This is a genomic window from Pseudoalteromonas sp. C12FD-1, from assembly GCF_037414265.1.
Lineage (GTDB): Bacteria > Pseudomonadota > Gammaproteobacteria > Enterobacterales > Alteromonadaceae > Pseudoalteromonas.
In genome coordinates this window covers 1-12,114 of sequence record NZ_JBBEVD010000037.1, presented here as the reverse complement: position 1 = coordinate 12,114, position 12,114 = coordinate 1, and the positions used below count along the sequence as shown (strand labels likewise).

General features: G+C 40.5%; 14 protein-coding genes. 4 read left to right on the top strand and 10 right to left on the bottom strand.

All coding sequences use genetic code 11. The features are described from left to right. The first annotated feature begins 62 nt into the window (after positions 1-62). A complete protein-coding gene (locus tag WDB87_RS02595; RefSeq protein WP_055018021.1) occupies positions 63-689 on the top strand; it encodes a TetR/AcrR family transcriptional regulator in 627 nt (208 codons plus the stop codon). 40 nt (positions 690-729) lie between these two features. Here the strand turns inward: WDB87_RS02595 and WDB87_RS02590 are convergent, their stop codons facing one another. From WDB87_RS02590 to WDB87_RS02565, 6 genes are all read right to left on the bottom strand, one after another. Beyond that, the gene (locus tag WDB87_RS02590) at positions 730-1,833 is read right to left on the bottom strand and encodes a HupE/UreJ family protein (protein ID WP_286249166.1); all 1,104 of its coding nucleotides are present in this window, start codon (positions 1,831-1,833) and stop codon (positions 730-732) included. After that, positions 1,830-2,858: a tetratricopeptide repeat protein gene (locus tag WDB87_RS02585; RefSeq protein WP_337848918.1), complete on the bottom strand. Its 1,029-nt coding sequence runs from the start codon at positions 2,856-2,858 to the stop codon at positions 1,830-1,832. Before WDB87_RS02585 ends, WDB87_RS02590 begins: the two co-directional genes overlap by 4 nt. A gap of 93 nt (positions 2,859-2,951) precedes the next feature. Next, positions 2,952-3,455 carry an Ig-like domain-containing protein gene (locus WDB87_RS02580; protein WP_337848917.1) on the bottom strand — a complete coding sequence of 168 codons (504 nt, stop codon included), beginning with the start codon at positions 3,453-3,455 and terminating at the stop codon, positions 2,952-2,954. Positions 3,456-3,465: 10 nt separating this feature from the next. Then, positions 3,466-5,058, bottom strand: a complete 1,593-nt coding sequence (locus WDB87_RS02575; protein WP_286249172.1) for a DUF4331 domain-containing protein — start codon at positions 5,056-5,058, stop codon at positions 3,466-3,468. 158 nt (positions 5,059-5,216) lie between these two features. Then, on the bottom strand, positions 5,217-5,900 hold the full coding sequence (locus WDB87_RS02570; RefSeq protein WP_337848916.1) for an anti-sigma factor: 684 nt from the start codon (positions 5,898-5,900) through the stop codon (positions 5,217-5,219). Further along, positions 5,897-6,421 (bottom strand): sigma-70 family RNA polymerase sigma factor, encoded by a 525-nt coding sequence (locus WDB87_RS02565; RefSeq protein ID WP_286249176.1) that lies wholly within the window; start codon positions 6,419-6,421, stop codon positions 5,897-5,899. Before WDB87_RS02565 ends, WDB87_RS02570 begins: the two co-directional genes overlap by 4 nt. 337 nt (positions 6,422-6,758) lie before the next feature. Here WDB87_RS02565 and WDB87_RS02560 point away from each other — a divergent pair, with 337 nt between their 5' ends. Then, positions 6,759-8,378 carry a diacylglycerol kinase family protein gene (locus WDB87_RS02560; RefSeq protein WP_337848915.1) on the top strand — a complete coding sequence of 540 codons (1,620 nt, stop codon included), beginning with the start codon at positions 6,759-6,761 and terminating at the stop codon, positions 8,376-8,378. A 46-nt stretch (positions 8,379-8,424) separates the two neighbouring features. Here the strand turns inward: WDB87_RS02560 and WDB87_RS02555 are convergent, their stop codons facing one another. Together WDB87_RS02555 and WDB87_RS02550 are read right to left on the bottom strand one after the other, a co-directional pair. After that, complete coding sequence (locus WDB87_RS02555; protein WP_286249181.1) at positions 8,425-8,733, bottom strand: VF530 family protein; 309 nt, start codon at positions 8,731-8,733, stop codon at positions 8,425-8,427. Positions 8,734-8,787: 54 nt separating this feature from the next. Continuing rightward, positions 8,788-9,090 carry a DUF1496 domain-containing protein gene (locus WDB87_RS02550; protein ID WP_374761410.1) on the bottom strand — a complete coding sequence of 101 codons (303 nt, stop codon included), beginning with the start codon at positions 9,088-9,090 and terminating at the stop codon, positions 8,788-8,790. A gap of 117 nt (positions 9,091-9,207) precedes the next feature. Here WDB87_RS02550 and WDB87_RS02545 point away from each other — a divergent pair, with 117 nt between their 5' ends. Further along, positions 9,208-9,441, top strand: coding sequence for a TIGR02647 family protein (locus WDB87_RS02545; protein WP_286249185.1), 234 nt, complete (start codon positions 9,208-9,210; stop codon positions 9,439-9,441). On the opposite strand, the gene maiA is transcribed toward WDB87_RS02545, so the two are convergent. Together maiA and hmgA are read right to left on the bottom strand one after the other, a co-directional pair. Continuing rightward, positions 9,438-10,067 (bottom strand): maleylacetoacetate isomerase, encoded by a 630-nt coding sequence (maiA, locus tag WDB87_RS02540; RefSeq protein WP_337848914.1) that lies wholly within the window; start codon positions 10,065-10,067, stop codon positions 9,438-9,440. The genes WDB87_RS02545 and maiA overlap by 4 nt on opposite strands. A 5-nt stretch (positions 10,068-10,072) precedes the next feature. Continuing rightward, complete coding sequence (hmgA, locus tag WDB87_RS02535; RefSeq protein ID WP_337848913.1) at positions 10,073-11,371, bottom strand: homogentisate 1,2-dioxygenase; 1,299 nt, start codon at positions 11,369-11,371, stop codon at positions 10,073-10,075. Between the two features lie 415 nt (positions 11,372-11,786). Between hmgA and WDB87_RS02530 the strand changes: the two genes are divergently transcribed. Continuing rightward, the gene (locus tag WDB87_RS02530; protein ID WP_337848912.1) at positions 11,787-12,059 is read left to right on the top strand and encodes a MarR family winged helix-turn-helix transcriptional regulator; all 273 of its coding nucleotides are present in this window, start codon (positions 11,787-11,789) and stop codon (positions 12,057-12,059) included. Positions 12,060-12,114: the final 55 nt, after the last annotated feature.

Genomic DNA, 12,114 nt, shown 5'->3' with positions numbered 1-12,114 from the left:
ATTAAATTAAGATCTGCAATGTTCTTACCTATTATGTATGCGTTTAATACTGGAGTTAGGTTATGAGCACTAAGGCCAAAAGACATGTAGACCCAGCCTTAGCCCAAGCCAGGCGCGAACAGGTGCTTAGTGCTGCCGCAGAGTGCTTTAGACGTAAGGGATACCATGGCGCAGGTATGGCCGAAATTTCCCGAACTGCAGGTATGAGCGCTGGGCATATATATAACTACTTTGAAAGCAAAGAGGCAATAATTGAAAGTATTATTGCTAAAGACATGGAAGAAATGTTTTCTATCTTTCAGGAGTTTGAAGATCACCCTGGTGATGTTTTGCAAGCGCTTATAGATGGCTTAAACATGGGTGTGCAAAGGCATATGGATACCGGTGCTTGTGTCATTGATTTAGACATGATGGCGGAAGCAGGTCGCAATAATAAAGTGGCCTTGCTTTTGCGCGATATGGACACTCAAGCACGCTCTCGCATGCGCCAACTGCTCACCAGTGAGCGGAGTGCGCTTAAAAACACGGATGAACAAGAGCTTGAAAGCCGCATTAACGTCATTTTTTCGATGATGGCGGGGTTACTGCTACGTAAAATGCTCTACCCTGAACTCACCGAAGAAACGGTTTTAATCGCACTAAGGCCTGCAATGAAAACCCTGTTATTGCCGTTCGATAAAGCCCAGTAATGGAAAATAAAAAAGCGAGTCTCAGCACTCGCTTTTTGTATTAAATTCGCTCTATACACCACATTAAAGCCATTGCGGCTATTGCAAGCGAACCTATGGGCATTATCCATTTTATGTAGGTAGGCTTATCTCGCACTATAAGTAACAGAGGTAGTGCTAGACACAAAATACTCAACTGTCCCAGTTCAACCCCTAAGTTAAATGCTAAAATACTCAATAGCTGATAATCACTCGATAACCCAAGCTCACCAAGCACACTGGCAAAGCCCATACCGTGTAATAAACCAAATGCAAAAGTTAGCCAGCCAAGGCGCAGTATAACTGGCCATACGTTATTTAAAGCTGCAAATAATACTGAAATTGCAATACCAAGCTCTACCCAGCGGCTATTTGGCGACACCATATTAAGTGCTGTCGCTGTTAAAGTAAGTGAATGGGCGAGGGTAAATGCCGTTACAATCCAGGCTGTGTGCTTAATTATTTGTTTTTTAGAGGCGATTGCCTGCCATTGTTTGTTAGTGCGATACAATACACAGGTTAAAAGTAAGGCAATTAAAAATAAAATATGGTCAACACCAATCCAAATATGTAATACACCTTGATAAACATATTGGTTAAATGTACTTAGGTAACTTGCTTGTTGTGTAGAAAACGCCTGTTGTTGCTCAGCTTTGGTAAATACGCGCGATACTTGGTTTACGTTAACAATCACCTTGTGATTAGCATCGTACTCAAAAAAAGCACTGTAGTTAAGGGTGATATCGGCATTATTGGCGCAACTAAATAGCAGCGGTAAAACTAAATAAGCCTCATTAAAATGGTTATCTAATTGGTAGTTATCAGCTATTGTTAGCGGGCAAGTTTGCAAGTTTTGTAAAACAGTAAAATTAGATTTTGCATAGCGATTAATGGCTTCGTTTTGTGACTTAAGTTCGGCCCAGCTTATTTGTTGGTCTTGGTTTAAATCAAGCGCAACGCTTTGTTCTAAATCGTTAATATTTATTTGCCATGTACCTGTATATTGCTGCGGATTTTGCGCGTTATCTAAAGTGATGTAACTGGTACTTAGTTGGTGTGCATGGGCACTAAAAGTGCAAATTAGTGTAACAAGTAAAGCGGTTAAAAAAGAGCTTAATGTTTTCATAAGGTGTCCCTAGCCATGGCATTAGCTTGGTGTAATAGGTGTTGATCTGTGCTCATTTTTGCTTGCTGCCAATTTATATTTGCCCAATATTGTGCCTTGGCTTTATCTACTTGTACATGAATATAATAGTTAGCTAAATCATTGGCATGAAAAGTATCTTGTCGTTGTTCTCGTAAGTTAACTCGTTGCTGCATACGTGTTTGCCACTGATCACTAACTTTATGTGTGCTGCGTTTTTCAGCTATGGCGAGCCGAAGTAAAACAGCATCTTCAAGTTGACTCTTTAAATTACTAAATTGACTCAAGGTATTAAGTACCTGCTCAGGGTTGTTTTGGCTTAGCTGTATATCAGCCCATAACACAATGAGGCTCACAGGTGCTTTGCTTAAATCAATACTGTTAATGTGCTCAAGCGCTTCGGTGAGCTTATTAAGCCTAAACGCCATCTCACTAAGTACCTGTTTGGTTGTTAAGCTTATGTTTTTATTTTGAGTAATATCAAGTAATGATTGATAGCTTTGCTGTAATTGACCTTGCTGACTTTGGATATCAAGCACACAGGTTGTTGCAGTGATAACGCTTGCTGCACCAATAAGAGATACACAGTGTTGCTTGGCTTGTTCAAACTTACCTTGTGTCATCAACATATTTGCCAATAAAAGATGGGTATTAACATGGCTTGGGTGTTTTTCTATTACAGTATTTGCAACTTTAATAGCGCGTGTAAATTGATGCTCTTTTTGTAACACTCTTGCATATAAATAGCCTATTTTTGCTGTGGGTTCTTGTTTATAAAGTGCCGCTAAGCGGTTTTTAAGCACGCCTTGATAACGCTCGGTTTGCCCTATGTATTGGCTGTTTAAAACCAAAGTGTTGAGTTGCTCTAGTGTCAAATTAGCGCTAATTGATGAATTACTGGTTGCAATAATATCGTCATCATTTGGAATCGTGGGCTTTGCAAGCACGTTACTTACAAACAGTGCAGCGCAAAAAGCAAAGAGCATTTTTTTATAATGACCGTGCATTGTTTTATCCTCTTAAAAAAGCCATCCATGGCCATCAGCTTAAATTACTTATACCAATCCGCATAATTAAGTATTATTGCGGCTTGGTATCAATTAGTTACCTGATGAAATAGTACTTACATCGGTATCTGTATTGGTAAAAACACGTCCGTTGGTCGATAGTGGCTCATCGTTAGGGCTTTGATTAAATGCATCACTGGCAAATTGTGCAAAATCTACTTGCAAAGCCTCAATGGTAATATCAACCATAGCTGTCACTTGCTGGTTTACCCCATCAGATACGCCAAACATAAAGCTGTCACTGCCTGTTGCTTCTTTATTGGGTGTATAGGTAAAGCTGCCATCACTATTAACTACTACATTGCCCAGTGTAGGCTCTGTTGTGAGTTCATAGGTGAGTGAGTCGCCATCGGCATCGCTAGCCACTAACATGTCGTTAATTTCAACTTCTGTTTGTGTGGTTAACATTACATCAGTTGCACTGGGGGCTGTATTTACCACCGGTGTAGGCAGTTTATTGTCATCATCGTTGCTACATGCGCTAAGCGTTAGTGCGCCAAGTAGTACACCGATATGAGTAAGAGTTAAATTACGCATACGTTACTCCTTATTTAGACCCTGCAAGTGGGGTGGCTAAGTATGGGAAAGCGGCATCCATCATGCTTGCATCAACTGGCGCACCATCAGTGAATGGCACTGTACCTACATCAGCATCTTCTGGCGTACACAGGCCTAAGTCGGTGTCTTCACCATTTACTGGAATAGGGTGACACAAACGGCCCATTACTACGCGAAGTGCAATATCTACTACATCATCACCTGGGCGACGGCCATTTGGAAAGCCCGCTAAATCATCACCAGCAACACCAAATGCAGATTGATCAGCCTGGGCTGTGGCTGCAATTGCGGTATTTAAACGTAACATTTCTGAAGGCGTTACCGTTGCTTGTTGGTTTACTCCAGCAAAACCGGTTAAAAATGCAGTAATTAAATCTGTGCGCGGAAAATTAGTAGGTGCTAGTGTTTCCAGTTCAGCGCCTAATGTGGTATTTACTGCATCTTTAAATAAAATATTTAATAGTTCCGGTAAAGACGGGTGCGAAACATAATCTAAAAATTGTGCATCGTCTTTTGGCTGGGCCGTTGAGAAGGTATCTTTGTCTTTAATACCAATAACAAGCTCATTAACCAATGGGTTACCTAAGCGAGAAACCTGTGTTAATGCACCGCCATTTACCGCGTTATCTGCAAACTTAGCGTTAGGATTTAAAATGCGTGCTTGAGGTAGGCTCGCTGTAGTCCATGAGCCAATTACGCCGTTGCCTTCACCCACAATACAGCTTTTAGGCATTTCAACGGCGATTGAGGTTACGTTTTTATCAATGAGGTCATCATTATCGGCAGATTGCGTAATACCACCAGGGAAACCACCGCCATCGCCCGCACCAGGTGCACTGTCGCCCTCTACAGGCACATAGTTTACTAGATCAAAGGTTTTACCTAAGTTAACAACGAATGGGTCTTTACGTTGGCCTACAAATACTTTGGCCATACTGTCACAGCCCGGTACAGAAACTTGGTAAACAAACTGATCGGCATAAGTTTGGTAATCTGCCATTGAACCAAATGTTTTATCGCCTACGTAGTCCAGTGGTTTATTAAACGTGGTTGAGCTGGTGGTGGTATTGCTTAATGTGGTACTGGTACCTGTGCGTTGTGGGCCGTTAATCATGCTTAGTGTATATGACTCACTAAAATTTGCAGCGCTATCATCACCTGCTGCAACGCCACCTACATTTTTAAGGGGGACAGATACAGTGCGTTGATTACCTTCTGGGCCAACAGTTAATTGCACCCCTTGGTTATCGTTAGGGAGCATGCTCTTGAAGTTAAACGCAAAGGTAATATCCTCAACAGCGTCACCATCATTATCAATATGAATACTGTAAGTTGCGTCAGGGTCCATGGCAAAATAGTTTGGGCCGCCGTAGGCATCTTGTAATGGAATGTAATTGGCAATAAACGTAACGTAATCGTCTCTGCCTGCCTCATAACTATTAAATACATAAAAGTCGGTAGAGTCTAAAGTTGGAAAGCGGCTAATATTTGGCGCTTCACGGTGACTTGATGCCTCGCTAGAGGTGCTTACTAAGGTACTGCATACTACTACTGCGAGTATAGATGGAGTTAAAGCTTTCATGACTTTTTCCTTTAGTTTTGATTGGAGTCATCATTAATAACGAAGCAAAAAGCACAATGGATGCAAAAAAGTTAAAAAATTTTATTTTTTGTTAAATTAAATAATAAAAGAGGAGGCTAATGCGCGATTAGCCCCCTCTTTTTTTCGCGTGCAAAAAGCTATAAAATAACTAGCTCAGTGGTATAAAGTACCTCAGTTGGTGAGCCATTAGGTGAGCCACCGAGTGGCTCTAAACTTACTGCAAGTAAGGCAATGTTTTGCGCATTAAAGCGTGTGTCTTTTATTAATAGTTTTTCGCCTTGTTTAGGCAATAAGCCCAGCGAAATAGGTGCATCCTGTCCTTTTAAGATCATCCATAGCTCGTAGTCTTTATCTGTTTGAGCAACTAATTTAGTGCTGGCTTTAACTGACAATACTTGCTCGTTCACATTAATAAACCACAGTGATTGTTTATTTTGGTTTTGTACCAGCGCAATTTGCTGGCTATCTTGGAGTTGTGTGGTTGGCTGAATAATTAAAAATGCTAAAATAATACAGGCCGCTGTGGCTATAAATGACCAAGTACGCCATAACGATGGAGCCGGTTTTATGACTGTTTTAGCTGGCGGTGAGTTGTTTTCTATTTTATCTAAAATGTGTTGCCATACATGAGCGCTGGGTGCTTGTGGTGTAATTGCACTGGCTAAGTCATTTAAATTTTGCTCCCACATAACGGTAGCTTCGCGCGCTTGTGGTAGGCTCAACATTAAACGCTGAAAACGCTTTCGGGCAAGCCCCTTTAATGTGCCTAGCACATATTGAGCCGCTAAAGTCTCTAGTAGTTCTGGTTTGTTATAATTCATAACGTTAAACACCTCTGCAACTGCTGTAACCCACGCCTGATCCAGCTTTTAACCGTACCTAAGGGCGTTTCTATGTAATTGACTAGTTCACCATGGCTCAAGCCCTTGTAATAGGCTAAATGTATGGCTTGTTTTTGCTGTGGATCGAGTTGTTCAATACAATCAACGAGTTTGGTTTGTTCGTCGTAACTAACATCGACTGCTTGTTCATCGTATTGCTCATCGCCCATGGCTTGTTCTTTTCTGACCTTATGATAGCGCAGCGCATCTAAACATCTGTATCGTACTATGCTTATCATCCAGCTTATTACAGTGCCTTTTGTGGAATTGTACTCAGATGCGTTATGCCAAATTTTAATAAATGCCTCTTGCAATACTTCTTCTGCGTGAGCTCGGTTTGAAAGCATATTCAAACTAATCGCAAATAATTTACCACTGGTTTGCTGATATAAATCGGCAAAAGCGGTTTTGTTACCCTGTGCAGTTTTACACAAAAGGGGGAGTAAATTATCGTTTTCCATATGGGTCCTGTTGTTTTTATTATTACTGATTAAACGTTTAAGGGCGGGAATTGGATGCACACTTTATAGCTGACTTTTCATATTAGCTGTTATGCGCATCTAAACAAGTTTTAATCCTAAATAATGCATTTTAATGATGAGAAAAAATGACCGACTTAAATGTAAAAAGCACATATTAGTTAATTAACTTAGCAAGGCGTAAATTATAGTACTTAATAATCAGTTGGTTACAATAATTACCGGGCTTTAAATTCGTGTTTTATTGGCGTATAAATTGCAACTACACTTGCACAAGGCTGTTAAAAAACATAAAAACAGTAAATACAAAGGGGAATTTATGTGGGCTGCAACGAGTTATTTAATTTTAGCGTTAATTTTTATATTGATAGGCTGGGAGGTTAACTCGGTTTATTTTGCCGTGGTATTTTATTGGAGTGCACTGTCGTTAATACTTGTTAGTGGTGCATATATTTTTAATTTAGCGAAAATTTTTAGAAAGCGCGAAAATGGTGTCATCCCATTTTATATTCGCTGGGCATTTGTACCTTTTTTGTTGGGGGTGCAAATTTACAATGCGTATTCTCGAAAGCACGATAAAGTCCCTCCGATTCAAAAAGTTAACGAGCACTTGTTTTTAGCATGCAGATTATTCCCCTCCGATATTGATACGTTAAAAGAAAACGGGATAACAGCAATTTTAGATGTTACGTGTGAGTTTGATGGTTTAGAGTGGAGCTCTACACAAGAAAATATTAGCTACTTGAATATTCCAGTGCTTGATCATAGTGTGCCTACGCATTCGCAGTTAAATCAGGCAATAAATTGGATCCATCATCACATAAAAGAAGACCGCCGCGTGGTAGTTCATTGTGCACTAGGAAGAGGGCGCTCTGTATTTGTAATGGCAGCGTATTTATTGAGCCAAAATAAAAACGCCGATGTTCACCAAGTGCTCGCGCAAATAAAAGAAACCCGCGAAACCGCAAATCTTAATAAGCATCAGCTTCGCCATTTAGCAAAGCGACATAAAAAGGGCGAGCTGGTTATTAAAAACAAAGCTGTATTAATAGCCAATCCTGTGTCGGGTACCAAAATGTGGCAAGACAAAGAGCATTTAATAGTGGCTAGGTTGTCGGCGTATTATGATTTAGAAGTATTAACCACCACCAAAGAAATAAACGGTATTGAGCTTGCTAAACAAGCCATTAACGATAAGCCAGATATAATTATTGCCTGTGGTGGCGATGGAACCGTGACAGAAGTAGCAAGTGTGTTGGTAAACACCCAGTGTAAACTGGGCATTATACCAATGGGCACAGCCAATGCTTTAGCTCATGTGCTTATGGGGATTAGCTCTAAAATAATTCCTGTTGAACAGGCCTGCGATTTAATTATTGATGGTCAAACTCACACAATAGACACCGCGTATTGTAACGATGAGCTAATGCTGTTGTTAGCTGGTATTGGTTATGAGCAATCGATGATAGAAAAAGCGGATAGAGAGGCTAAAAATAAATCTGGGCAACTTGCGTATTTAAACGGTTTTTTTCAGGCATTTAGTGAGCAAAAAGCGCAAACACTCTATGTCACTCTTGACGATAACCAAACACAAGAGGTGCATACCAATAGCTTTATAGTTGCTAATGCGGCTCCGTTTACTACATTACTAGCGCAAGGGGGAGGGCAACCCAATCACGAAGATGGTCTATTAGACATAAATTGGCTGGTACCAAGTGAAGAAAATACAACCAGCGTGCTTAGCATTGCCGAGCTAATGTTTAGCAGTATTACTCAAACCCAATTGGCAATTAGCTCGCATCATACAAATGCTAAAAGAGTAACCATTACGGCAGATGATGACATAAAGTACGTGCTAGATGGTGAGGTAAAAACAGCTAAAACACTGGTTATTAACATAGACCCAGGCTCGCTAAAGGTTATTAGCAAAGAGCTGTAAATACAAAAAGCACGATTAAACGTGCTTTTTAATTGCGTATTGTTAATTACTTTTTAATAGACGGCCAAACAAAACCGCTCGTATCAGGCGTGTTAGTGTGTTTAGGACGTGCTGCGCTTTTAGGCTTACGCAGTGGCTTGTTACTTAAAGTATGAAGGTAAAGCGCTTCTACTTTATCACGCGCCCAAGGGGTTTTACGTAAAAACTTTAAGCTCGACTTAATACTTGGTGAGTCGGTAAAACACTTAATTTTTACTTGCTCGCCCATGGCTTTAAACCCTAAGCGTTGCTCAAGCTCTACTAAAATTTGTTCTAATGTTACCCCGTGAAGAGGATTTTTTGGTTGATTATCCATAGCCATACTACTTATTTAAACTGCGCGCATTGTAGCGTAAATACTCATTTAGCGCTAATTGACCGTAATGGTTTTAGGCTTAGCGGGATAAACAACATTGCCATTTTTATTTAATTTTAGCCAAATTAGCTCACGGTTATTTTGCTGCGAGTTAATGGCCGCGCACACTAAGACAAAAGATTGTACTTGTATCAGCGCACCTTCACTATAGCGTTTGTTATCGTACCAACAGATATCACCACTATTAATAATCTCATTGGCGTCAATAATAGAATGTGTTTTGAGCGTTTTTGCATAGCTGTTAAAGGCTAAAGTGAATGCAATTAAAAAAATAAATAAACTCATAATATGGCGCATGATCAACCTCGAATTTTGATAGTTTAAAAATAGTACACACGATTAAAAAACATGCTAGGGTAAGTAATAGCGTTATACAACACTGACTTAAACACACAACTATAAAAAGGTGAACACATGCAATTTAATCAAACAATGATAGATGAATTTACGTTATTAGCTAAGTTTCCACGTGAGAGCAAAATGCAGGGGATCAAGTTACACTCGGATGCGCAGCCAAATTTATTAAGCGCAGCGCAAAGGTTGTTTGATAAAGGCGTAATAGATAGCCCAGATGGCGGCTATTTAACCGAACTGGGCCTTGATTTAATTGAGCACGTAAGTGTTATACACAGTGCGTTAAAAAGCTAAACCGCATCGCGCTGATTTTGCGGCGCGGCGTCACTAAATGCAGTTAGAGCATTACAGCGGGCATAAATGGCTGCAATTTTTGGATACGCAGCCATATCAACATTAAAACGCAACGCATTAAATACCTGTGGCACTAAGCATATATCAGCCAGCGATGGCTGATCCCCAGCGCAAAAGTTATTATTTTCACTTAACATCAATTCTATTTTTTCAAAACCAAGCTCTACCCAATGTCTGTACCAGGTGGTTTTTGCTTGCTCGTCTACACCCAGTTCGTTGCTTAAATACTTGAGCACGCGTAAGTTATTTACAGGGTGAATATCACATGCCACTGCATAGCTAATATTACGAATTTGCGCTTTTTGCCATGCAGTACCATAAATTAGCGGCGTTTGTGGATAGCTTTCATCTAACCATTCTAAAATAGCGAGTGATTGCGCTAATACGCCTTCGTCTGTTTCTAGAGCGGGAAGTAGGCCTTGCACATTTTTATCTAAATAAGGCTGAGCTAGCTGTTCAGACTTAAGTAAATTAACAAATTGCATATCATGCTCAATGCCTTTTAAATTAAGTGCTATGCGTACACGATAAGCAGCAGATGAGCGAAAGTAGCTGTATAGTTTCATTGTTATTATTCCTCGCCTGTAAAATGTTTTGTGATACTACGCCAGCACTGAGTGTAATTAGTTTGGCGTTCTTTTCCTTCAAGGGCATATTTAGTGGGCGATATTATGTAACGAGATTCAAACATAAAGGCCAACGTGTTCTCGTATTTTTGCGGAATGAGCTCAGCGTTAGATGCTTTTTCAAATACCTCTGCTTCAGGCCCATGGGGCGACATGCAATTATGCAAACTAGCGCCTCCAGGTACAAACCCATGCTCTTTTGCATCGTAAACTCCCTCTATTAAACCCATAAACTCACTCATAATATTCCGATGGTAGTAGGGAGGCCTAAATGTATTCTCTGCCACCATCCAGCGCGGTGGAAAAATTACAAAATCTACATTTGCCATGCCCTCAGTGGCTGAGGGGGAGGTAAGTACAGTAAAAATAGAGGGATCTGGGTGATCAAAACTCACCGTGTTAATAACATTAAAACGGGCCAAATCGTATTTGTACGGGGCGCTGTTACCAGTCCATGCAACCACATCAAAAGGCGAGTGAGTGATTGGGCAGCTAAATAGATTACCATTAAATTTAGTTATTAATTGAAAGTTGCCTTCTTTATCTTCAAATGACGCAACAGGGTATTTAAAGTCCCTATCGTTTGCGTAGCCATTAGCACCAACGGGGCCGCGCTCGGCGAGCTCAAACGCATGGCCATAGTTTTCACAAATGTAACCACGTGCAGTTTCATCTATTAAATCAACCGAAAACTTTATCCCGCGTGGGATTACTGCAATTTCGCCAGGCTTTACAGTCAGCTTTCCGCACTCAGTGTGTAATAGCAATTCGCCCTGTTGAGGCACAAACAACAGCTCACCATCGGCATTACAAAAATAACGGCCTTGCATAGAGCTGTTTGCAACATACATATGAATACCAATACCCGATTGACCATTGGCACTGCCGTTTGCAGCCATTGTAATTAATCCATCAATAAAATCAGTAGTCTTCGAGGGAATATCAATCGGGCTCCAGCGCATCATCGTAGGGGGCGTAATTGCTTCAGTTATAGGTGCTGTTCTTATTAATGCGTTATCTATAGCGGTGTATTCGCCTTGTACAACAGATGGACGAAGGCGGTATAACCACGTGCGGCGATTAGCAGCACGCGGCGCTGTAAAGGCAGTGCTGCTAAATTGCTCAGTGTATAAATTGTACTTAACTTTTTGTGGGGTAAATTGCCCAATAGGCAGTGCTCCGGGTAGTGCTTCGGTTTCAAATTCATTGCCAAAACCGCTCATGTAGTTTATTTCGTTGGCCATAATGTGATCCTGTGAGAGTGACAGTGTTTTATCTTTCTAGGGCCTGTTTATCTTTCGAGGTTGAATTTGCAGCAGTCTGTTTGGTAATTAGGCAAGACAGAGCCTATGCAGTGTGGTTGTTCCCCATAAATAGGCGATAACGTAGCATAAATGCCAAACAGGCGCTGCCCGAAGGGTTCTGCCTAGGGATCATTTACTCTTTGTTGCTCGGTTTTTACTTAGCCCACTAGGTTACAAACCTCGCGCCGCGATTAAATGGCCCCTAGATTGAACAAATTTCAATCCTGAAAGGTCAACAGGCCCTAATTAGTTTAAAGTACTCTCAAGTGAGAGTAATTTCAAATGAGCGCATGTTTTAGCCTGTAAATAAAAATGCACAACTTGAAAAGTGTGTAAAAACGGTGAGAAAGTACTAATGGAAATAGATTTAAATGAATTTTTACCTTATCAGCTAAACCAATTGGCAACTAAAATTAGTAATGACTTTGCCAGTGTATATCAACAAAAATACAATTTAACCATTTCTCAATGGCGCATAGTGGCCAATTTAGCTCAATTTGGTCAAAGTAATGCGAGGGAATTATGTTCATTGGCCAATATGGATAAGTCTACGGTTTCAAGAGCCATTAAAGCGTTAATAGATCAAGGCTACTTAGTTACTCAGTTAAGTGAGCAAGATAAACGGTAAGCGTCTAGCAAAATACACCTGCCAGTAACTCAGTAAAATGATTAAGCTATTTCCA